Source organism: Brevibacillus borstelensis (assembly GCF_036700025.1).
Classification (GTDB): Bacteria; Bacillota; Bacilli; order Brevibacillales; family Brevibacillaceae; genus Brevibacillus; species Brevibacillus borstelensis.
Genome location: NZ_CP144922.1, coordinates 120801 through 143115 on the forward strand (window position 1 = coordinate 120801; position 22315 = coordinate 143115).

Consider the following 22315-nt stretch of genomic DNA (forward strand, 5'->3'; position numbering starts at 1 on the left):
TCCTTCTAGCTTGTCCAGTGGAGGTCTTTTCCATCCCCATGCAGTGTTCAACGCCTAGATCACGTCAGGCTTCTAGTCAAACAGCTTGCTTACGGAAAGTTCTTCGTGAACGCGGATAATCGCTTCCCCAATGATAGGCGCAACCGACAGGACCTTGATTTTGTCAATCATTCGATCCTGGGTCAACGGAATCGAATTGGTTACGACCAGCTCGCTGATTTTGGAGTTGGCAATGCGTTCGATAGCCGGGCCGGACAAGACCGGATGCGTGCAGCATGCGTAAACATCTTTTGCACCCGCCTCGATCAAGGCACTTGCCGCCAGTGTAATCGTACCGGCCGTATCGATGATGTCATCGATGATGATCGCCGTTTTGCCTTCAATGTTACCGACAATGTTCATAACTTCCGCGACGTTTGGTTCCGGGCGGCGCTTGTCAATAATCGCGATCGGAGCCTCCAGACGCTCTGCGAGTCTGCGGGCGCGCGTGACACCGCCGTGGTCAGGGGAGACGACAACAATGTCCTTCAGCCCCTTCTCGGAAAAATACTTGCCCAAAATGGGTACACCCAGCAAATGATCAACCGGAATATCAAAGAATCCCTGGATCTGGGTCGCGTGCAAATCCATCGTGATGACGCGGTGAGCACCGGCTGTTTCGATCAGATTGGCTACCAGCTTGGCAGTAATCGGATCGCGGGCGCGCGCTTTGCGATCTTGGCGAGCGTAGCCGTAGTAAGGAATAACCACGTTGATGCTCTTTGCCGAAGCGCGTTTCAAGGCATCCACCATAACCAAAAGCTCCATCAGGTGCTCGTTTACAGGAGCAGATGTCGGCTGAATGACGAATACATCACAACCCCGAACACTTTCGTTCAATTTGATTTGACACTCGCCATCACTGAAGCGAATCGCCTCCGAATTGCCCAGAGGAACGCCAATATGCTCGGCAATCTCTCTTGCCAGCTCCCGATTTGCATTACACGTAAAGACCTTCAGTTTGGGGTCGCGGTAATTAGCCATTATCTTTCAAGAACCTCCCGTTGTTATTCCTTTTTGCTTTTTCGCGGCAGTTTGTTCGCGTATCCTGGTTTGTTCACCTGACGCTCGCGGGCAATCGCCAGGGCGTCGTCCGGCACATCCTGATTGATCGTCGAGCCCGCTGCCACGTATGCGTTTTTGCCCACGGTCACCGGCGCCACAAGATTGGTATTGCATCCGATAAAGGAACCGTCCTGCACGACAGTCTTGTGTTTGACAGCACCGTCATAGTTTACCGTGATCGTGCCGCAGCCAATGTTGACACCTTCGCCAATTTCCGCGTCGCCTACATAGCTGAGATGGGGGATTTTCGTTCCTTTGCCGATTTTTGCGTTTTTCAATTCGACAAAATCGCCGATTTTCGTCTGGGGACCAATTTCTGTTCCCGGCCGTACATAAGCAAACGGGCCGACTGTAGCCTGCTCATCCACTTTTGCGTCTACCAGCACCGAGTATGAAATGGTAACCCCGTCAGCCACTTTGGTATTGCTCAGGTCAGCTTGCGGGCCAATGACGCAATCGCTGCCGATGGTTGTCCCTCTGCGAAGATACGTACCAGGCTGGAGAATCGTATCGGAACCGATTGTCACATCCGCCTCGATGTACGTGGACAGAGGATCAATGATAGAAACGCCGTTTTTCATGTGCCGAACAGCGATTCGCTTGCGCATGTATGCTTCCGCTTCCGAAAGCTGTGCCCGGTCGTTGACGCCCATTGTCTCATCGGGGTCTGCGGCTTCGAAGGCAACAACCTTCTCGCCGGCTTGGCGCAGAATACCAATGCAATCTGTCACATAGTATTCTCCTTGCACGTTATCATTTTTCACCTGGGCCAGCGCATTCCATAATTTTTGGTTGTCAAAACAGTATATTCCCGTATTAATCTCTTTGATTGCCCGAACCTCGTCAGACGCATCCTTGTGTTCAACGATTTCCATCACTTCTCCGGAATCGTTGCGGACAATACGCCCGTAACCGGTTGGATCCGGAAGGACAGCGGTCAATACCGTTGCGGCTGCCTTCTGGTCTTCATGGAAATGCAAAAGAGCGGTCAACGTTTCCTCTGACAACAGAGGTACGTCTCCGTACAAAATAAACGTAGTTCCTTCTTTCGCCTGTAAAAACGACGCTGCTTGCTGCACAGCATGTGCCGTTCCCAACTGTTCTTTTTGCAATGCGTATGCGACACGCTCGCCTAAAGTGGCCTGAACGGTGTCGGCACCGTGACCAACGACGACAACGACATCCTCCACCCTCATGGAAGCCAGTGTATCCACTACATGCTGGACCATCGGCTTTCCGCAAACAGGGTGCAGAACCTTGTACAGCTTCGATTTCATCCGTGTTCCTTGGCCTGCCGCCAATACCACGGCATGGATCTTAGACATGTCAACCCTCCAGCGTAGAAGTTCCACAATGACTATATCTTAAATCATATAAGGATTTCAAGATAATAGGCGCAGTATTCTATTTTCGTAACAAATCAACGACTCGCTTTTGCCACGTTTGACGCCTGTTTGCACCTATCTTATGATGGAAAGGGAAAAGATGACAAATGAACGCAAGGCAAAGGAGGATGGATGCGATGAGTGCCGGCGTGTACATCTTGACGGGCTATCTTGGCAGCGGAAAAACGACGCTGCTGCAAAAGCTGCTAGCCTATCTGCGCAAGCAAGACGGACAGGTCGTCGTGCTGATGAACGAAATGGGCGAAGAAGATATCGACGGGGAACAACTGCAAGGCTACGGCTTTCCCGTAAAAAAGCTGCTGGACGGCTGCATCTGCTGCTCCATTCAAGGCGAGCTGACAGAAGGGCTGCAGGAAATTCTCTCCACGATCAACCCCGACCATATCCTGATCGAAACTACCGGGGTCGCTGATCCCGTAGATGTCGTCGATGCCCTGACGCACCCCGAGCTTTACGACAGGATGGAGCTGAAGGGCATTGTCAGCGTCGTGGACGCTTCCCGCTTCCGGGACCTGAACTCCCGCTTCCAATCGAAAAGCTCGCTCGTAAAAACAATCCGCAATCAGGTGAAATACGCCGACTTGCTTCTATTAAATAAAAGCGATCTGGTCGAACCGGACGCTCTGGAAAAGGTAAAAGCGAAGTTGGTCGAGCTAAACCCATACGCTCCCATTCACGTCACCATACAGGGCGATATGGACCTGGATCAATTGCTGCAGGTAAAGAGAATCGCCGAGAAGGTCGCTTCCGAACGGGCCGACGACCGGACGAGAGGTCCTTTTGTGCAAAAAAGCATAGGCAAAATGTCTGCAATTGAAAAGGTCAAGCAATCGCTAGGACTTTCTGCTTCCGAACCTTCTTTGTACAACAGCATCGAAACATTTTCCTACCATTTTACCTATCCTGTAGATCCAGAAAAATTTGAAGATTTTCTCTGGGACCTGCCGAAAAATGTGTACCGGGCAAAAGGCTACGTGCTGTTTAAAGGGCGGGCTGAGCTGATCTCGTTTCAGCATACCGATAATCAGGTCCATTTGTTCCCCTTTGAAAATTTTGGCCCCAAAATGGTAGCGGTCTTTATCGGCGAAGGATTGGACAAGGAAAAAATCATCCGGGATCTAGAAGCTTGTTATGAATAAAACAAGGCACCCTGTCATAGGACGGGGTGCCTGTTTTTCATTAGTTACGCGCCTGCTTCGATGGTGCTCTCTTCTTCCTGACCTACACGCTCGTACTCACTCAGTACAGCAGCTTGGATCTTTTCGCGTGTCGCCGAGGAAATCGGATGAGCGATATCGCGGAATTCCCCGTCTGGGGTACGCTTGCTCGGCATAGCTACGAACATGCCATTGTTTCCGTCAATTACACGGATATCATGAACCACGAATTCATGGTCGATGGTAATAGATGCAATGGCTTTCATGCGACCATCCGTATTCACGCGGCGAAGTCTGACGTCTGTTACTTCCATCAAGTTCACTCCCTTTATCTATAAAAAGCGTTTAGGAGTATTTCCACGCACTGGGTAAATATTCCTGCTACGTTTACCGAAATTTTGCAAAAAAAACTATAATTTTATCCAGCATACTCCAATTACTAGCAAAAAACAAGCCCGACACGCGAGTTGTGTCGGGCTGTCGTAGCTATTTTTGTCTTGTCTGTCCGTTATTCTCCCAGGTACGCAATCACTTCGATTTCCACCTGTACGTCGCGCGGGAGCCTTGCGACTTCTACTGTAGAGCGGGCTGGCTTGTGATCCCCAAAATATTCGCCATACACTTCATTCAGGCGTCCGAATTCGTTCATATCTTTGATGAACACCGTTGCCTTCACTACATCGGAAAGCGTCAATCCCGCCTCAGCCAAAACGCCTTTGATGTTGGCAAAAACCTGGTGAGTCTGCTCCACGATGTCGCCTTCCACCAAGGTACCGTCCGGACGAAGCGGAATCTGGCCGGAAGCAAACAGGAAGGAACCTGCCTTTACCGCCTGGCTGTACGGCCCGATCGCTGCCGGAGCCTGATTTGTCGAAACAAAAGAGATTGCCATGCCCTTCTACTCCTCTCTATTTTTGAAAATAACTGCCCAATTCCAGTTCGATCTGCTTGCCTTTGATGTCTACTTCCTGAAGCTTTGCCAGAGAGACGTATTCATCTACGAGTCTCTCGGATACGTCTGCCGTTTCCACAAGGACACCGCAGCCGACCACTGTAGCCCGGAACTCCTGCAAAAGATCGATCATGCCGCGAACCGTTCCTCCCGCCTTCATAAAGTCGTCCACGATCAAAACGCGGGACTGCTCAGGCAAGGCGCGGCGAGCCAGCGACATGGTTTGTATCCGCTTGCTGGAACCGGATACATAATTGATGCTCACAACCGAACCCTCGGTCACCTTGTTGTCTCTCCGGACGATGACAACCGGTACATTCAAATAGACGGCCGTCGCATACGCGAGTGGAATCCCCTTGGTCTCGACGGTCATGACCAGCTCGACGTTCTTGTCCGCAAAAGCGGAAGCGAACAGCTTGCCGATTTTCGACATGGTCGCGGGGTCGCCCAATATATCTGACATGTACAAGTATCCGCCGGGCAAGAGACGTTCCGGATTGCCCAAGTGGCCGATTAAATTGTTCATGAAGGCAAGCGCATCGTCCGTCTTGACCTTGGGAATGTACTTGACTCCGCCGGCCGCTCCCGCCACTGTTGTCAATACGCCTACACCCTGGCTTTCAAACGCTTCTTTAATGATCGACAGGTCCTCACTGATAGACGATTTCGCAGCCCCGTACTGCTCGGCGAACACGGTAAGCGGAATCAGCTTGTGGGGCTCGGCAAGCAAGTGCTGCGTCATATCGACAAGACGGGCACTTCTGCGCAATTTCTTCATGTTTCTTCCTCCAAAAAACCGAATATTATGGTGCTAATGTATCATTTCCATACGTGTTTGTGCAAGCATTTCCCCTTTCAGGGACACCTAACATACGGGCCACAAACACATCTTTTACAAATCCACGCAAGGCATTGTAGATGCGATGCACTTTTGCTTCCTTTTGGACAAGGGCGAAAACGGTAGGGCCGCTGCCCGACATCAAGACTCCGTCCGCTCCCGAAGCCTCCATCAGGTCCTTGATCTGCCGTACCTGCGGGTGCATATTCAACGTCACTTCTTCCAGCACATTGCCCAGGGTGCGGCACATCAGGGAGAAATTCTGCTCCTGTATCGCACGCAGCATGTTTTCCGTGGAGGGATGGCGCTCAATCCCCTTCACGCGCAAATTGCCGTACACATCTGCCGTGGAAACGCCGATCGGCGGCTTCGCCAGGATGACCCAGCACGGGGGAGGCGGCGCCAGATGGGTAATCTGCTCTCCGCGTCCACGGGCCACTGCCGTCCCGCCATAGACGCAAAACGGTACGTCTGAGCCGATCTCCGCTCCCACCTCTGCAAGCTCGTCCAGGCTAAGCCCCAAATTCCAAAGAAGGTTTAGCCCTCTGAGCGTTGCCGCAGCATCGCTGCTTCCTCCTGCCAGCCCGGCAGCGACGGGAATTTGTTTATCTATGTACAAATGCACCCCATAGGGCACCTGATAGCGTTCCTTCAGCAACAGCGCCGCCTTGTAAGCGTGGTTGCGAATGTCATCCGGTACAAAGCTTGCCGAACAATCAAGTGAAATGCGCCCGTCATCGCGCAAGGTCAGATCAACCCGGTCCGCCAAGTCTACTGTCGTCATCACCATTTCCACTTCGTGATAGCCGTCAGGGCGTTTGGCCAGTACATCAAGAGTAAGATTAATTTTGGCGGGCGCTTTGACCGAGATACGCACGTTGTTCACCTCTGCCTACGATCTGTTTTCCTAGTCTCTTATTGTAGCACAGGGGTATTCTGCCTTGCCAGTAGAGGGGAAAATAACCATACTATTCGCACCAAATACAGTCCGGCAGAAAATAGTCTTTATCGGGTCAAGAGTTTGGCACAAAAGAAAAGCCGGGTCTCCCCGGCCTTCCCTGTCAACGAGTGTCTGTGGTATTTTGCTTCGCTAGCGCTTCTTCGGCAATCTGAATGGCGCGTTTCACCAGATTTCCGGCGTCACGCGTAGTGATGCCGCCCCATCCCTCGGTTTTCACTGTATCGTAAAACCCCAGTTCCTTGGCCAGCTCCAGCTTGAACTCATCAGACATAATGCCTCGTCTGCGACCCATAACACCCTCCCTTTCTCGTTGACAGGCTTAGTATGTACGGCGGAGAACAAAAAAAACAATAGAGCCGAAAATGGCTCTATTGTTGAACAAAAGTAATGCGAATGTGCTCGTTCTCTCTGCAGACAGTCAACTCAACGGTTTCCGTCAAGATGTCAGCATAGCTGTATGAAACTCGTTCGAACAATTGGTCGTCATCGAGCTTTACTACGAATACTGATGGGTATGTTTCTTCGAGGATGCCCGTCCGCTCGACGGTCTTGCGTCGACCGCCATTGGCTTTTAGTAGGATGCGTTCGCCAATGTGCCCGTCTAAACTGCGCTTAATGTCAAGTAACGCGTTTCTTGCCATTGTTCCATCCACCTCGCTTGATCCCATTATAACAGCATACGCTTATTTTGTCAAAGAAATAAAAAATTATAGCAATCCGGCCGAGTTTTTGTCAACGGCCTTTTTTTCGATAAATGCGTTGATATTTGTCGATTTTTCCTACATTCCCAATATAACACCAAAAATCCCCTGCTTTTGCTGATTTGTCGCAAATAGCAGGGGATTTTTCGCTTGTTATTTACCCAGCAATTGACGTCGAATAATCTCGTTTGCCAGGCTTGCATATTCATCGATCGACAAAGTTTCGCCTCGGCGGCTCGGTTCGATCTCAAGGTCGCTTAGCATCTGTATCACTTCGTCTTTTCGCTGTTTATCAAACAGCCCGCTCATTAAATTGTTCAGCAGCGTTTTACGGCGCTGGGCAAAACATGCCCGAACGACCCGGAAGAAGAAATTCTCATCGTCTACCTCCACGGGAGGACGGTCCCGGATTTTCAGTTTGATCACTGCCGAATCAACATTGGGTCGAGGAATAAAAACGCTGGCCGGAACGATCATCGCCACTTCCGTCTCCGCGTAAAACTGAGCAGCTACGCTCAGCGAGCCGTAATCCTTGCTCCCCGGCTTTGCCGCTATCCGCTCAGCCACTTCCTTTTGAATCATGACAACGATGTTCTCCAGCGGCAATCGGCTCTCCAAAAGCTTCATCAATATCGCCGTGGTCACATAGTAGGGCAGATTGGCTACTACGCTCACCTTTTCATACCCGCTTAGCTTGTCCCGCACGAGAGCAGCAAGGTCCAGCTCCAGCACATCACCATGTACGACCTCTATGTTGTCATAGGGGGCCAGCGTATCCTCAAGGATCGGCAACAGCCGCTGGTCGATCTCGATGGCGAGGACATGCCCTGCGGCTCTCCCCAACTGCTCGGTCAGCGCACCGATACCGGGGCCGATTTCGATGGCAGCCTTCGAGCTGTCCAGATCGGCCGCTTCCACGATGTTATGGAGGATATTCGTGTCGATCAGAAAGTTTTGTCCCAAACTCTTTTTAAAAGAGAAGCCGTATTTCTCCAGAACCTCTTTCGTTCTGGTCGGTGTTGCGATATCTTTCCCTGAGGCGTGCATCACGACTTCCCCTCCTCCTGATCTAGTGCTTCTATCGCTTTGAGAAATTCCTCACGGCTTATCTGAAACGCATTGAGGCGGGAGAGCATCTGTTTGGCATTGGCGTAGCCGATACCGAGGCTTTCCCCCAGCTTGATACGCCGTTCCTTGGAGTCAGCCCCTGAGGTAAGTCTGTAGGCCAGCATGTCATCGGCAGTGATTTCTCCTGCACTTTCCGCCATCTCGGTCCGGACGTCGCTCAGCGCGCGGATAATCGTCTCTACCGACGCATTTTCCACGCCGATATCGTCTTTCTTTGTTCCGTCCGCTTGCGTGATAAAGGCATGCTTGCAGCCGGGTACTGCCTTGCTGATGATTTTGCGAATCCGCTCTCCCTGGTAATCAGGGTCGGTAAAGATAATAACGCCGCGCTTGGATTGAGCAAGGCGAATCTTTTCGATCGTTTTTTGATTGATGGCAGATCCGCCTGTTTCGATCGTATCTGCGTTGACTGCCCGCTTGATGGCAGCTGTATCGTCTCGTCCCTCTACGACGATGACTTCCTTGATCTTCATGTCGATGCTCCCGCTTTCATAAAATGTCGAAAACGACGGTTTTGAGGATAGTCAAAACAGTTATAGTTTGCGCCAAAAAAACAGGAATTCCTTCGTTTTTGGGTGAAACATTTTCGGCTCGCTTTCGTCTTACTTAATAACTCAGCTTAACACAACCCCGCCGGATTAGGAAACTCGGCTGCGAAAGCTTTCAACGAAGCTTTTTGCTATCTGCGATCAGGTCGATGATAAATAAAGAAGACAGGAGCATGGCTCCTGTCCTATGGCTTGTGCGGCCCGATGATATAGACAGTTCGGTTTCGCTTGCGTCCAAACTGAACCGCGTCCGCCTCGGTCCCGACGAAAACGTCGATTTTCGCGCCTTTGATCGCTCCACCTACGTCTTCTGCACGACGGTATCCGATGCCGTCAATAAACACCCACCACCCGAGCGGAATGACTTTCGGGTCAACCGCGATCGTGTGCCCTGCTTTTGCCTTTACGCCCGTAGCTGTACGCCCGTAGCCTGGCGAGCTTGGATGTTTGCCTCCACCTGCCGGTGAATAGGCGGTCAAAGTAACCCCGTTCAGGACCTGTTTTGGCCGGAACACTTTTCCGCCCCGGGAGACCATCCCCGCTGCGGACGCTACGACTCGATTCGATTTGTCATCGATTTGAACAGCAACGGCTGTTCCTACCGCTACAATTCGATCTTTCTTTGGTGTGATTACATCTCGCTTGATCAGCTCACGGGAAACTTCCTTTCCGTTTTCCGTGATGACTTTATAATGACCGATGGCTTTTCCCTCTTGGCCCTCTTGCATGACGCGCGTCGTCCCTTTTGACAATACGGAATCGTTTTTGCGCAGCTCCTGGAAGGCCAGGCGCTCCTCTTGCTGCACGACTTTCTCTTCGACTCGGGTAACGACGATTGTCGTCTGTTTGGAAAGTGAGTCTGTGAGAGCCGGTTTTACCCGGTCCTGCTTGCCTAATGCGATGCCAGCCTCCTGCAGAGCTCCAGCTACATCGCGCTTTAGCGTTTTTACTACTTTGGTCTGCCCGTCCACCTGGACCGGAATTGTCCAGCGTGTATGTAAGGTAATGGTTGTTCCGTCTTTTATTTTCGCGTGAATGTCTGGTTGTAGTAGATCATCTTCCGTTACCGTGATGTTTCGTTCTGCCAAAAACTGTTCAACGGTCGAGGCTTTGGTTCCCACTTTGCGGGTATCTCCGTCCATCGAAAACGTGATCTGTTTTGGCTGGGTTGCTTGGGCAGAGAAATAGCCAATCATGGGAACGAGCACCAGAGCCAGGCTGCCGAGAACGACAATCGCCCGGTTCTTTTGCCTTTCCCACACCGTGCGTAACTCCATTTCCCACACTCCTTTTTTGCTGAAAAGCGTAAAGCTTTTCGAGTCTAGCCAGGCAAGGGTTGATGAAATCGCACCAATATTTTGGAAATTGGCCAGTTCTGAACAAGGTCGGATTTGATTGTATTCTACTTTTTTCTCTTTGTCAAATTCCCCCTGCCGGACTGAGGATTTGATTGCTACCAGCCTAGCATTAACCGTTTGGCGAATGGAAGCGGGTTTCTGTCGAGGGTGCATGTCGATTCCGCAATAATCGTTCGACACATACTTTAATGCTATGCGGGATGTCCTTTGGAAGAACAGGTTTTTTGTTTCTGCTTCTAGCAAAAAGCGCACCTGGCTTTTGCAAAACCCGGTAGCAGCAAGCGTTTACGGCATCCGATTGCACGTGCCTTTGTAGAGTAGAGAACTGAAACTTTCGGGCGACCGTATGGTCGCCTTGCTCATTTCAGCTCCCCCTCATCAAACCGTACGTGAGGTTTTCCCTCATACGGCTTTCCGATGTTCTTCTTTCTTTGGCATTCGGCTTACTTTATCCGGCTAATTTCAATAAACTACCCTGCGTGTTTTGTATGACCTTCAGCTTTCCGGCATGTTTATTCCGCTTGCTTCTTTTCTTGTTGCAGAAGATTGTAAGGCGTTCAATCACATACCAGTCTATCCGTCTTGCCCATCGTTTGGCGATGGGCGAGATGAAGTAGTAGTTCTTGAACCCCCTTAGCTTGCGATTTAGCCCTTTCACTAGCTCTTCTAGAGACAGAAACAGTTTGTTCCTTGGTGCAGTGTATTCCTTAATTTTACGTCTCATTTCCTTCATTGCTTTCTTAGCTGGTACATGAGACATAGCAAATACCTTGCTCCCCCCTTTGTTGAACACGGGGAATTTGCGATGGTGCAGCCCAAGAAAGTCAAACCCAGTGGAATTGTCCCAAATATTAACGAGTCTAGATTTCTCTTTACTGAGACTAAGCTCCAGCTTGTTTAGAATAGCCATCAGCACTTGAATGCTTTCCAATGCTTCTTGTTTGGTTCTGCACATGATAACGAAGTCATCCGCATAGCGGATAAGTGTGCCAAGATGGGAGAATTGATTTTCCCAAATGGTGTCCATGTAGTTTAGATAGATGTTTGAAAGAAGAGGCGAGATTACCCCTCCTTGCGGAGTTCCCAGTTCTGTTTCATGGAATTGATCATTTTCCATGACCCCAGCCTGCAGCCATTGTCGGATAAGTTTCAGAACACGTCTGTCGCTGATTCTCATTTCGACCAGTTTCATCAACTTCTCATGGTTGATGTTGTCGAAATACCCTTTAATGTCAACATCTACGACCCAATAACACCTCTTGCTTGCTTTGCGTATCTGTGCAATTGCCTGGTGAGCATTTCTTCCTGGCCGAAAGCCATAAGAACAGTCCCGAAAATCAGCTTCAAAGATCGGTTCAATGACTAGCTTAGTAGCCATTTGGACCACCCGATCCTTGATCGTCGGGATGCCGAGTGGACGTTTCTTGCCATCCGGTTTAGGGATGTAAGTTCGACGAACCGGATGTGGACGATACCGCTTTTCTTTTAAATCTAGATAGATCTCGTTAAGAAAACGGCTCTCCCCATACTCCTCCACAATCTGTGCGATGGATTGTCCGTCGATTCCTCCGCTCCCTTTATTTGCTTTTACTCTCCTCCAAGCTGTCGCTAGAATATCCGGGCGGTAGATTTTGTCATACAAGGCATGAAATCGCCGTTTTGAGTTTGCCTTGGCACAAAGATATAGGGTTGTCCAAAGTTGTCGAGCTTTTACATCGGTGTAGTTAGCAAGTTTACTTGCATTCACTCACTCTTACCTCCTTCGACCCGTGAACAAAGCAGGGCTCCTTCCCTCCATAAGGTTGTGTTGTCCTTATGTTCATCGGTACTATGAACCCCTCCGACTCCCTCTCTGCCATCCACCACTTCCCTTACGGTTATAGGTTTCCGTTTTACGCTCCTGACGGGGCGTGCAGAGTAGGGTCTCCCCAGTTCCGTTAACTACTTTCTCAACATACCGCTCCCCATACCCCGAGGGATTCATAGGTGCTGTATTCCAAGTTCTCCACACCGTCCTTGGCCTTCGCCCATATGAAACAAGCTCGGCTTCCCTTTGTCCACCTCTCGGTGGTCTTTCTTAACGAGGCTGCAGGATTCACTTTATGTTACGGCCTGCTGATTTGCTCGCACTCTTTCGAGTTACTTTGTCACAGGGCTTCAACCTTAGGATTTCTCCACCAGTTGCCTGTCAGCTACGAGGTGACTTGGCTCCTGCCTCGGTTGGACTTTCACCAACTAGCAATTAACGGCTTGCTGGGCACGCTTCACGAAAAAACGAGCCTGCCCCCAGGGGACAAGCTCGTTTCATTTGTTTTTTGCCTCGACTGTCAATCCAGCCGGAACAGCCTCCGAGCATTCTCGGCAGTCTGTTTGGCCATCTCCTCGTACGTCATGCCATGGATGTTGGCCATCTCTTCGCAGACATAACGGACATAGCCGGATTCGTTTCGCTTTCCGCGGAACGGGTGCGGCGTCAGATACGGACAATCGGTCTCGATCAGCAGGCGGTCAAGCGGCACTTTCGCCGCCACTTCCTTTGGCTGCTTCGCGTTCTTAAACGTGAGCGGACCGCCAAAGGAGATGTAGAAGTTCATATCCAGTGCCATTTTTGCCGTTTCCCAGCTTCCGGAGAAACAGTGCATGATGCCGCCGACCTCAGCCGCCTTTTCCTCTCTCAGGATCGTGATCACATCCTGGTGAGCGTCGCGGTTGTGGATGATGATCGGCAGGTTCACCTTCCTGGCCAAACGGATTTGCTTGCGGAACACCTCCGCCTGGACGTCCTTGGGTGAAGTGTCCCAATAGTAATCAAGTCCCATTTCCCCGAGACCGAGCACTTTGGGGTGACGGCTCAGCTCCTCCAGCCATTCCAGATGTTCGTCTGTCATGTCTTTGGCGTCCTGCGGGTGCCAGCCTACGACCGCATAAATGAAATCGTGCTTCTCAGCCAGCTGCAGGCAGGTGGGAATCGTTTCTGCATTGAACCCGATGTTGACGATCGTGCTTACGCCATTTTCCCGGGCACGTGCGATCACCTCTTCGCGATCTTCATCGAATTCCGGGGCGTTGAGGTGCGCGTGCGTTTCAAATAACACGTGTGCGTCCTCCCTTTCCTTATTTCACAATTGCTCCGTTTGGCATGGTCGGGTCTACAGTCGCCAGCGTCAGCTGGTCTCCGACGGATGCCGCCAGAATCATGCCCTGGGACATTTCCCCACGCAGCTTGACCGGTTTGAGATTGGCCACGAGGATTACTTTTTTCCCAACCATCTCTTCCGGCGTGTAGTACTTGGCAATGCCGGAGACGACCTGACGTTTTTCGTAGCCCAGATCCAACTGGAGAATCAAGAGCTTATCCGCGTTTGGATGCTTCGCGCATTCGACTACCTGTGCAACGCGAAGCTCGACTTTGGAAAAGTCGTCGATGCCGATCTCTTCTTTGGCGTCCGCCGGTTTTTCTGCAGCTTGTGCCTCGGTTTGGTTCGTTGCTTCACTCACGGTTGGTTCTCCTTTCAATGCGTCCTGCTTCTTCTTGTTTTCTTCTGCCTGACGGCGGGCTTCTGCTGTCGACTCGTCGATGAAAGCCAGCTCCGCCTGTACATCCAGGCGCGGGAACAGCAGCTCTTTGCGGCTGACTTTGCTTCCAGCCGGAAGGCCTCCCCAGACGCCAGCCGACTCCCAGCTGCATGCCTCCGGTTTGTCGAGAATGCCCAATTGGTCCCAAATTTTTGCAGGTGTTTTGGTCATGTACGGCTGAATGAGGATAGAGCAAATCCGGATGCTTTCCACCAGGTTGTACATGACTGTCGCCAGCCGTCCTTTGGTTTCGTCAGACTTGGCCAGATTCCACGGCATGGTCTCGTCAATGTATTTGTTGGCGCGTCCGACCAATTCCCAGATGTGGGCGAGAGCGTTGCTAAAGCGCATTTCATCCATATGCTCTTCCACCAGTGCTTTGGTCCTGGTCGCCAGACTGATCAGGCTGTCGTCAGGCTCTCCCTTGTCCTGCGGTGCGGGAACGACGCCGTCAAAGTATTTTTCAATCATCGTCGCCGTACGGCTGAGCAGGTTTCCGATGTCATTGGCCAGATCGTAGTTGAGTCGTTGAACAAAGCTTTCCGGGGTGAAGACGCCGTCCTGTCCGAATTGAATCTCGCGGAGCAGGAAGTAGCGAACACCGTCCGAACCATAGCGGTCGATCAGCAGCTTCGGATCGATCACGTTCCCTTTTGATTTGGACATTTTGCCATCGGGCATAAGCAGCCAACCGTGGCCGAACACTTTTTTCGGCAGCGGCAGGTCAAGCGCCATCAGCAGGATCGGCCAGTAGATGGTATGGAAACGAAGGATGTCCTTCCCAACCAGGTGAACATCAGCGGGCCAATAGCGCAAATATTTGCTGTCGTCATCGGACAGATAGCCGAGCGCGGAGATATAGTTGGTCAATGCGTCAATCCAGACGTAAATGACGTGCTTCGGATCGCTCGGAACCTTGATTCCCCAGTCAAATGTGCTGCGGGAAACGCTCAGATCCTGCAGACCCGGCTTGAGGAAGTTGTTGATCATCTCGTTGCGGCGGGTTTCCGGCTGGATGAAATCAGGATTGGCTTCGATGTGCTGCAGCAGTCTGTCTTGATACTTGGACAGGCGGAAGAAGTAGTTTTGCTCCCTCACTTTTTTGACCTCACGCCCACAGTCCGGACAGAAATACCCTTTGTCTGTCTTGCATTGTGTCTCCGTCCAGAAGGCTTCATCCGGCACACAGTAATAGCCCTCGTACTCTCCCAGATAGATGTCTCCCTGGTCAAGCAGGCGTTGGAAAATTTTCTGGACGACCTCTTTGTGGCGAGGCTGGGTGGTGCGAATGAAATCGTCATAGGAAATATCGAGCTTTTCCCATAGATCGCGAATCCAGTCGACGATCGGGTCGATGAACTCCAGCGGCTGTTTGCCGTCTTCTGCTGCTCTCTCCTGCAGCTTTTGCCCGTGCTCGTCCGTACCCGTCAAATAGTAGACATCATAACCGCGCAGTCTTTTGTAGCGGGCCATGGCATCTGCCGCAATGGTCGTGTAGGCGTTACCGATGTGCAGCTTGTTGCTGGGATAATAGATCGGCGTCGTAATGTAATACGTCGGTTTCATAAGACAAGTGCCCCCCTTGATAAAATAGTAAAAGCCCGCCCCGGATTGGGACGAGCTTTGATCTCGTGGTACCACCCAAATGCTCCGCCTTCTCGCGAATGGCGGACTTGGCAAGTCAGTGCTGCTGACTTCACCTGTAACGTAGGCTTACGTCACGAACTACTGGTGCCAAGGTGCCCGTTCATCCGTGAAACTCAGGGTCCATGTTCGGCTTGGTCGCTTATACCGGTTCGCAGCTACCCCGGCTCTCTGTCATAAGTTTGCAAGCCTACTCTTCCCGTCATGGTCGATCATTTATGCTTCTTTACTATTCTATTGTACACATTGGGTTTTGTTTGTAAACCATTGCCTAGAAACAATCGCGCCTGCCTACTCTCTCGAAAATTTGCATCAGTTTGTCGAACAACAAATGGATATCATCGAAATTTGTCGAATAATATCCTTGGCATTCGACATTAACTGACTGCTTTCCCCCACAAAAATCCCAGTTAGTTTTTTCCATGCACACAGCCATATATACAAACATCACATGTAATTGATGCTCCTGTATGGATTTACAATGCCAAAAACACATTCATCTTCAATTAAATGTAAAATGAATGTTGACACCTTTGGGAATCGCTGGTATGATGAAAACACCGGAAATTGTCGAATATTGACGACTATAAATCCGTTTCAAACAATAAACGACATTTTGAAACATCTTGAGAGGAGAGGCTAGACATGATGAAATCTACAGGTATTGTTAGAAAAGTGGACGAGCTGGGTCGCGTCGTTATTCCAATTGAATTGCGTCGCACTTTGGGGATTGCTGAAAAAGATGCGCTGGAAATTTACGTGGACGGCGAGCGCATCATTCTGAAGAAGTACGAGCCTGCCTGTATCTTCTGTGGCAATGCGGACCGCGTATCCCATTTTAAAGGCAAGATTGTATGCCAAGATTGCCTGTCTGAGATGCCTGCAGTTAAGCGCTAGGCCCTCCTGATCGGAACAATTGCATCTATGATGATTGGATGAATAAAAAAGAGGCTGGTGCGAGAAACCAGTCTCTTTTTTATGTATGGCGGCTAGAGCGGCATCTCCCGGTGGTATTCGTTGTATACGTCCCTTTTCGACACGCCTCTGTCATCTGCCGCTTGTTTGATCGCTTCCTTCTTGCTAAAGCCCTGCTCACAATATCGGTCCACATGCTCCACGACACTGACCTGCATCCACCATTGATCTTCATCCGGATTTTTTTCGGCCTGCCCGGTGAACCCCTCAACGACCAGACAATATTCTCCGCGGGCTTCTCCTTCTCGAATATGCCGGATCAGCTCATCCAGCGTTCCGCGGGCAAACTCCTCATACCGCTTGGTCAGCTCGCGGGCCAAAACCGCCCGTCTGTCGCCCCACTCTTCCCGTATCGCTTCCAATGTTTTTGCGATCCGGTGCGGCGCTTCGTAAAACAGAAGCGTTTCCGGATAAAATTTGAGCCGCTCCAGTTCTTTCCGCCGATCCTTGTTTTCCCGCGGCAAAAATCCGCAAAACACAAACCGGTCCGTAGGCAGACCGGACGCAATCAGTGCTGTCAGCGCTGCATTCGCCCCAGGCACGGGCACGACCGGATACCCTGCCTCTACGGCATCCCTGACCAGATCCGCTCCCGGGTCGGAGATGGCCGGAAGCCCGGCGTCACTTACCAGAGCGATTTGCTTGCCTTCAGCCAACCACTGCAGCAGCCCGCTTCCGCTTGCCTCCTTGTTGTGTTCGTGGTAGCTGACCGTACGTTTCTCGATCTGAAAGTGGGTGAGCAGCTTTCTGGTCTGGCGTGTATCCTCGCAGGCGATTACATCCACAGAGCGGAGTGTCTCCAGGCAGCGGACGGAGATATCGTCCAGATTGCCAATCGGTGTCGCTACCAAATACAGCACACCCTTCTGTTCATCTGCAAAGCTTCGCTGGATGTTCACTCGCATCCTCCCTTCGCTTGACTGATAAGCGCTTCCTTTTGAAGGCGGGAAAGCCGCTTGATTGCTTCCTCCCGTTTCAGCCCCCACGAACGATCCACACCTTCTTCCATGTACATCAGCTCGACAGGGCCCCTTCCTCTCGTATATTTCGCTCCTTTTCCCTCGTTGTGCTCGCGGATTCTTCTCTCCAGCTCGGTTGTGTAACCGGTGTAGTACGTCCCGTCCGCACAACGCAGAATATAGACAAAGTGGCTTTTATGAGAGGGAATCGCGTTTTCCAAAGTAGATCTCCTGAAGTTCTTCACAGTATTCCTCCCCGTTCTCGTAAACAATCAGCGGGGGCTGGATGCGAAGCTCCGGTTTGCCGTTTCTGATTCCCTCGATCAACACCATATTGGGCTCGGCATCGCGTCTTGGATAGACGAGACGCATCCGTTTGGGCTCGATTCCGTACTGGCGCATCAAGGTCACGATGTCGATCAGACGTGTGGACCGATGGACCAAAGCCAATTTTCCGCCATTTTTCAACAGTTGGCTCCCTACCCGAATGACGTCCTCCAAGCATAACCGGATCTCGTGACGGGCAATCGCAAAATGCTCGCTCAAGTTATGCTCTCCGCTTCCCGCCGGCATGTACGGCGGATTGCAGGTGATCAGGTCGAATTTCCCGTAGCCAAACAACTGCACCGCTTCTTTTACGTCGCCGAGATGCATAGTCAGCCGATCGCCCAGATTGTTTAATTGAACATTGCGACTGGCCATGTCGTACAAACGGGGCTGAAGCTCGATACCCTCAAATACAGCTTCCGGGGAACGCGTCGTCATAATCAGCGGAATCGCTCCGTTGCCGGTACACATGTCCAGCACTCTGCCGCGCTTGGGCACGGAGGCGAAACGTGCGAGCAGCACAGCATCCATCGAAAAACAAAACACTTCATGGCTTTGAATGATTTTCATTTCGTGAGTCAGCAGGTCATCGATCCGCTCCGACTCGTAAAGCGGCACGTTTTTCCCCGAATCCATTCGTCACTTTCTACTCCTTTGCTTTTGCAAGCCACGTCTTTTGCTCATACAGGTCTGAAAAAGCGACCTGTCATTTGGGCCCAGGTCGCTTTCTTTCCTTGTTCAGTTCTGTCGCATTGCTTCATGATTTCTGGTTTTATTTCTGTACCCCGCTGAGGAAAGAGAGGCAGAACAAGCAGTCCCCTTCCTTGCGCAAGCTGCCAAAATGCACATTGCAGATATGGAATCCTTCCGCGTATAAACGCGCTAGATTATCGTATCCTTCTCCGACTACTTTTTTCTTGGCTTCTTCGGTTTTGACCTGCTCGGACCGTTTTTGCTTCGGTGCGGGTTTGGTCGTCTTTTTGTCCAGTCGGTTGCGAAGGTGCTGGTTTTCAACGAGTAATTGGGCGTTCTCCTCCATCAAGACGACGATGACGTCCTTTAATTCGCCAATTTCTTGATACAGATCGCCGATTCGTTCCTCGATACTGGCCATCTTGACGAAGATTTCCCGTTTGTCCACTTGCTCACCTCATCCCCGCTACCTGTTCTTTTTCTATCGACTACTCAAACGTAGGCTGCCCCACGACGATTTCATCCAACGCAAATTCCATAATCCGTCTGTTCTCCGAAAGCTCCACCTGCATCGAGTGATCCAGGATGTTCAAGGAAACCACTCGTCCTACGCCCATCGGCGTCGTGACCGATGCTCCGATGTCAGGCATCTCGTCGCGCGTGCTTTCGTAGTTATCATTTTCATATTTCAGACAGCACATCAGCCGTCCGCACAACCCGGAGATCTTCGCCGGATTCAATGAAAGATTTTGGTCCTTGGCCATCTTGATCGACACGGGCTCGAAATCGCCCAAAAACGTGGAGCAGCAGAGAAGACGTCCACAGGGGCCAATCCCGCCGAGCATTTTGGCTTCGTCGCGAACGCCGATCTGGCGAAGCTCGATGCGCGTGCGAAAGACGGAAGCCAAATCCTTGACCAGCTCGCGGAAATCGACTCGTCCATCCGCTGTAAAATAAAAGATGATTTTATTGCGGTCGAAGGTGTATTCCACGTCGACCAGCTTCATCTCCAGCTTGTGTTCCTTGATTTTCGTCTGGCAAACGGAAAACGCGTTTTTGGCGGCTTGCTTGTTTTCCTCCACCTGCTTCGCATCCCGCTCATCTGCCATCCGGATGACTTTTTTCAACGGCAAAACCACGTCGGAGTCAGCCACTTGCTTGCGACCGATTACAACCTTGCCGTATTCTACCCCTCTCGCCGTCTCGACGATCACGGAAGAATCCCGCTCGATCGGCAGCTGGTCAGGGTCAAAGTAATATATTTTGCCCGCTTTTTTAAAACGGACACCTACAACCTCGTACAAGGTTATCCCTCCTGGATTTGAAGAACCAACCGCTCAAGGGCCAACTGTGCGTTGGCGTTTCGCTCTATCCGATTTTTCGTTTCCATGACCAGATCGATCCCATGCAAGAGCTCAGCTTTTGTCCAAATCAAGGCTTGTCCTTGCAGCACATCCTGTTGGTCGCTGTTGATGAGATGGGCATGTCTGTCTACTTGCACATACAGGATATCGCGCAGCCAAAGGATGAGCAAATCCAAAAAGAGGGGCAGTTCCTCCTTTAATTTGTCGCTCTTTTGCAACATATCGTGAATGGTATAGAGTGCTGAGGAGTTGTGTTGTTTGCATTCCTGCACCAATTGTATCATTACATTTCTTAGCTGTGCAAACCATTCTGCTTGACTGAGCACACGGGCTTCTTCCAAATTTGACGTAATGTGGGACGCGATCCTGGCCATTCCTGCGGAGACGCCCTCCAAGACCAATTTTTCGGCGATGGCTTCGGCAGAAAGTGGAGAGAAATGAATGATTTGACAGCGTGACAGGATGGTAGGCAAAATGGCGTGACTTTGCTCTGTCAAAAGCATGGCAATCACACCGGCAGGGGGTTCCTCCAAAAATTTCAGCAGACTGTTGGCTGCCTGGGTCGTCATTTTGTCTACATGCTCAAGAATGTACACCTTGTGAATCGATTCTACGGCGCGCATTGCCATTTCTTTTTGAAGATGGCGAATCTGATCGATTTTGATGGAAGCCCCATCCGGTGTGATGACCGTAATATCCGGATGGTTTCCGGCCTCAATGCGCCTGCATGAGAGACAGGCCCCGCAGGCATCCGCCTCTTTCTCTTGACAAAAGAGGGATTTTGCCAGATGCAGGGCCATCTGTTTTTTTCCCGCGCCCTTGGGTCCGGTAAACAGGTAGGCATGTGCCAGCCGGTCATTGCGCAGGCTATGATGGAGCAGCTCAGCCGCACGGGGCTGCTGCGAAAATGTTGTCCATGTCATGGTTTTCACCTAAAAATACATATTGATCAGCATCCCGCGAATTTCGCCGATCCGTCCCAGCATGTCGATAATGGGCGAATGGACATCTACGATTTCATCGGCAAGCCGAAGGAGCTGTGCATCTACTTCCTTGATCATTTTATACAGCTTGCTTTGTCCCCGGCGATTCGTCCCACTCCGGTCATCGAGGGCCATTCCGTATTTGACTGCCTCTTCCATGAACTCCTTGATCAGCTGTTTATAGCGGTAAAAATCGCGGATGGAGCGGGAACGGGCGAGAATTTGGCCTTGCTTGTCGATGTCGTTGAAAAGCTTGATCAGCTGGTCTCGGGACATGCGCTGCTCTTCTTCCCTGATCACTTCAGCAAAGGCTGCTTTCCCCGTCTCTGAAGTCTTCCGCATGTCTGAAGCTTTGCCCATATCCGCGATTGGTCTGAATCCTTCGCTGATTTTCATCCGGCACCTCCGACAAGTCTCCTTTGCCGCCTTGTTTCAGTATATACGAAAGCAGCCGCAAAAAGGAGATGCCTTGTACGCATCGTTGTTAAAATGAGTGAAACTGTTGGACATCCAAAACAAAGACCGCAGCGCCACCCACCTGAACCTCAAGCGGATAGGGCATAAACGAGTCGACGGCATTGCTCAAGGGTGAGACAGGGGTGACCATCTGTTTGCGTGATTTGCAGTTCTGTTGAATAATATCAATGACATCCGGCAGACTTTCGTCATTCGTACCAATCAAAAATGTCGTATTGCCTGCGCGCAAAAAGCTTCCGGTACTTGCCAATTTTGTGGCTCGGAAACCCTTCTTCACCAACTGCTGTGACAGACGACCACTGTCTTTGTCCTGAACGACAGCAACCACCATTTTCATACGGCGCTCACCCTTTCCGCGTAGTTTTGGTTTACAGTCGAATACCTGTCTTCCTTCTATAATATGAAGAAAGCTGGGGCAGTGTAACGATATTCTTCTTATTCATAGTATACAGCATGTACACGCAACTACGGTACCCCAACCTTACAAACGCGCCTCGAGCTGCGCTAATGCTTCCGCGAACACCTCATCTGCCGGCCGCTCCGCATCGATGACGATAAACCGATCGGCAAAACGGTCTTTGACAATCTGGTACCCTTCCCTGACCTTCTCATGGAACTCCAGCGCTTCCAGATCCAGTCGATTGACCTCCCGCCCTTTTGTGGCATTAATCCGGGCCAGCCCAACCTCGGGACGGACGTCAAAATACAGCGTCAAATCCGGCATGCAGTCTTCTACAGCAAACTGGTTGATGGCAAATACCTCGTCAATCCCCAGCCCTCTGGCGTATCCCTGGTAGGCAAGGCTGCTATCTATAAAACGATCGCATAGAACCAGTTTGCCCTCTGCCAACGCAGGAAACACCTTTTCCGCCAAATGCTGCCTTCTCGCCGCTGCATAGAGCAGGGCTTCGGTCCGTTTGTCCATATTGACGTACTTTGGATCGAGGATGATCTCGCGAATTTTTTCAGCGATCTCAATGCCGCCCGGCTCCCGCGTCAGCATGACATCCCAGCCCTTTGTTCGCAGTTCGTCATACAGGCGGGCTGCCACGGTCGATTTTCCGGCCCCATCTGCTCCTTCTATGGTGATGAACCGACCAGTCTTTCTCGTTGTCACGACAATTGCTCCCTCCACATTTCAAATGAGCAGCCCGGAAGCTGCCT

Annotated in this window: 25 protein-coding genes and 1 other annotated feature; of the genes, 2 read left to right on the forward strand and 23 right to left on the reverse strand. The window is 51.0% G+C overall.

Annotated elements, in window-relative coordinates; translation table 11 throughout:
• Positions 1 to 72: 72 nt before the first annotated feature.
• Complete coding sequence (locus V5G20_RS00595) at positions 73 to 1023, reverse strand: ribose-phosphate diphosphokinase (RefSeq protein ID WP_003390228.1); 951 nt, start codon at positions 1021 to 1023, stop codon at positions 73 to 75.
• 23 nt (positions 1024 to 1046) lie between these two features.
• Positions 1047 to 2429, reverse strand: a complete 1383-nt coding sequence (gene glmU, locus V5G20_RS00600) for a bifunctional UDP-N-acetylglucosamine diphosphorylase/glucosamine-1-phosphate N-acetyltransferase GlmU (protein WP_024983378.1) — start codon at positions 2427 to 2429, stop codon at positions 1047 to 1049.
• 197 nt (positions 2430 to 2626) lie between these two features.
• Between glmU and V5G20_RS00605 the strand changes: the two genes are divergently transcribed.
• Positions 2627 to 3649, forward strand: coding sequence for a GTP-binding protein (locus V5G20_RS00605; protein ID WP_338462969.1), 1023 nt, complete (start codon positions 2627 to 2629; stop codon positions 3647 to 3649).
• Between the two features lie 44 nt (positions 3650 to 3693).
• Here the strand turns inward: V5G20_RS00605 and spoVG are convergent, their stop codons facing one another.
• From spoVG to metG, 12 genes are all read right to left on the reverse strand, one after another.
• Positions 3694 to 3981, reverse strand: coding sequence for a septation regulator SpoVG (gene spoVG, locus V5G20_RS00610; RefSeq protein ID WP_003390224.1), 288 nt, complete (start codon positions 3979 to 3981; stop codon positions 3694 to 3696).
• A gap of 194 nt (positions 3982 to 4175) precedes the next feature.
• Positions 4176 to 4559: a RidA family protein gene (locus tag V5G20_RS00615; RefSeq protein ID WP_003390223.1), complete on the reverse strand. Its 384-nt coding sequence runs from the start codon at positions 4557 to 4559 to the stop codon at positions 4176 to 4178.
• 16 nt (positions 4560 to 4575) lie between these two features.
• The gene (gene purR, locus V5G20_RS00620; protein WP_003390221.1) at positions 4576 to 5397 is read right to left on the reverse strand and encodes a pur operon repressor; all 822 of its coding nucleotides are present in this window, start codon (positions 5395 to 5397) and stop codon (positions 4576 to 4578) included.
• A 25-nt stretch (positions 5398 to 5422) separates the two neighbouring features.
• Positions 5423 to 6334: a 4-(cytidine 5'-diphospho)-2-C-methyl-D-erythritol kinase gene (ispE, locus tag V5G20_RS00625; RefSeq protein ID WP_024983380.1), complete on the reverse strand. Its 912-nt coding sequence runs from the start codon at positions 6332 to 6334 to the stop codon at positions 5423 to 5425.
• Positions 6335 to 6518: 184 nt separating this feature from the next.
• Positions 6519 to 6710: a small, acid-soluble spore protein, alpha/beta type gene (locus V5G20_RS00630; RefSeq protein WP_003390219.1), complete on the reverse strand. Its 192-nt coding sequence runs from the start codon at positions 6708 to 6710 to the stop codon at positions 6519 to 6521.
• Between the two features lie 76 nt (positions 6711 to 6786).
• Positions 6787 to 7059, reverse strand: a complete 273-nt coding sequence (veg, locus tag V5G20_RS00635; protein WP_003390218.1) for a biofilm formation stimulator Veg — start codon at positions 7057 to 7059, stop codon at positions 6787 to 6789.
• A gap of 213 nt (positions 7060 to 7272) precedes the next feature.
• A complete protein-coding gene (gene rsmA, locus V5G20_RS00640; RefSeq protein ID WP_003390217.1) occupies positions 7273 to 8166 on the reverse strand; it encodes a 16S rRNA (adenine(1518)-N(6)/adenine(1519)-N(6))-dimethyltransferase RsmA in 894 nt (297 codons plus the stop codon).
• Complete coding sequence (gene rnmV / locus V5G20_RS00645; RefSeq protein WP_003390216.1) at positions 8166 to 8720, reverse strand: ribonuclease M5; 555 nt, start codon at positions 8718 to 8720, stop codon at positions 8166 to 8168. Before rnmV ends, rsmA begins: the two co-directional genes overlap by 1 nt.
• 260 nt (positions 8721 to 8980) lie before the next feature.
• A complete protein-coding gene (locus V5G20_RS00650) occupies positions 8981 to 10072 on the reverse strand; it encodes a 3D domain-containing protein (protein WP_003390215.1) in 1092 nt (363 codons plus the stop codon).
• Between the two features lie 529 nt (positions 10073 to 10601).
• Positions 10602 to 11900 (reverse strand): group II intron reverse transcriptase/maturase, encoded by a 1299-nt coding sequence (ltrA, locus tag V5G20_RS00655; RefSeq protein WP_024985477.1) that lies wholly within the window; start codon positions 11898 to 11900, stop codon positions 10602 to 10604.
• A 580-nt stretch (positions 11901 to 12480) separates the two neighbouring features.
• Positions 12481 to 13248 (reverse strand): TatD family hydrolase, encoded by a 768-nt coding sequence (locus tag V5G20_RS00660; RefSeq protein ID WP_003390214.1) that lies wholly within the window; start codon positions 13246 to 13248, stop codon positions 12481 to 12483.
• A gap of 19 nt (positions 13249 to 13267) precedes the next feature.
• On the reverse strand, positions 13268 to 15295 hold the full coding sequence (metG, locus tag V5G20_RS00665; protein WP_003390213.1) for a methionine--tRNA ligase: 2028 nt from the start codon (positions 15293 to 15295) through the stop codon (positions 13268 to 13270).
• 43 nt (positions 15296 to 15338) lie between these two features.
• Positions 15339 to 15588 (reverse strand) — a binding site (T-box leader).
• Between the two features lie 430 nt (positions 15589 to 16018).
• Between metG and V5G20_RS00670 the strand changes: the two genes are divergently transcribed.
• Positions 16019 to 16270: an AbrB/MazE/SpoVT family DNA-binding domain-containing protein gene (locus V5G20_RS00670; protein WP_003390211.1), complete on the forward strand. Its 252-nt coding sequence runs from the start codon at positions 16019 to 16021 to the stop codon at positions 16268 to 16270.
• Between the two features lie 92 nt (positions 16271 to 16362).
• Here the strand turns inward: V5G20_RS00670 and rsmI are convergent, their stop codons facing one another.
• The 9 genes from rsmI to tmk all read right to left on the reverse strand — a co-directional run bounded on the left by rsmI (position 16363) and on the right by tmk (position 22274).
• Entirely contained in the window at positions 16363 to 17247 is an 885-nt protein-coding gene (gene rsmI, locus V5G20_RS00675; RefSeq protein WP_003390209.1) for a 16S rRNA (cytidine(1402)-2'-O)-methyltransferase, read from the reverse strand.
• A complete protein-coding gene (locus V5G20_RS00680) occupies positions 17244 to 17528 on the reverse strand; it encodes a GIY-YIG nuclease family protein (RefSeq protein ID WP_003390207.1) in 285 nt (94 codons plus the stop codon). The genes rsmI and V5G20_RS00680 overlap by 4 nt, the downstream gene beginning before the upstream one ends.
• Positions 17503 to 18270 carry a tRNA1(Val) (adenine(37)-N6)-methyltransferase gene (locus tag V5G20_RS00685; protein WP_003390206.1) on the reverse strand — a complete coding sequence of 256 codons (768 nt, stop codon included), beginning with the start codon at positions 18268 to 18270 and terminating at the stop codon, positions 17503 to 17505. Before V5G20_RS00685 ends, V5G20_RS00680 begins: the two co-directional genes overlap by 26 nt.
• A 136-nt stretch (positions 18271 to 18406) precedes the next feature.
• A complete protein-coding gene (gene yabA / locus V5G20_RS00690; RefSeq protein WP_003390205.1) occupies positions 18407 to 18775 on the reverse strand; it encodes a DNA replication initiation control protein YabA in 369 nt (122 codons plus the stop codon).
• A gap of 40 nt (positions 18776 to 18815) precedes the next feature.
• Positions 18816 to 19631 (reverse strand): PSP1 domain-containing protein, encoded by an 816-nt coding sequence (locus tag V5G20_RS00695; protein ID WP_003390204.1) that lies wholly within the window; start codon positions 19629 to 19631, stop codon positions 18816 to 18818.
• Positions 19632 to 19633: 2 nt separating this feature from the next.
• Positions 19634 to 20614: a DNA polymerase III subunit delta' gene (holB, locus tag V5G20_RS00700; RefSeq protein WP_024984326.1), complete on the reverse strand. Its 981-nt coding sequence runs from the start codon at positions 20612 to 20614 to the stop codon at positions 19634 to 19636.
• Between the two features lie 9 nt (positions 20615 to 20623).
• Positions 20624 to 21070: a YaaR family protein gene (locus tag V5G20_RS00705; protein ID WP_003390202.1), complete on the reverse strand. Its 447-nt coding sequence runs from the start codon at positions 21068 to 21070 to the stop codon at positions 20624 to 20626.
• Between the two features lie 88 nt (positions 21071 to 21158).
• Positions 21159 to 21488: a cyclic-di-AMP receptor gene (locus tag V5G20_RS00710; protein ID WP_003390201.1), complete on the reverse strand. Its 330-nt coding sequence runs from the start codon at positions 21486 to 21488 to the stop codon at positions 21159 to 21161.
• 144 nt (positions 21489 to 21632) lie between these two features.
• On the reverse strand, positions 21633 to 22274 hold the full coding sequence (gene tmk, locus V5G20_RS00715; RefSeq protein WP_031933413.1) for a dTMP kinase: 642 nt from the start codon (positions 22272 to 22274) through the stop codon (positions 21633 to 21635).
• Positions 22275 to 22315 lie beyond the last annotated feature (41 nt).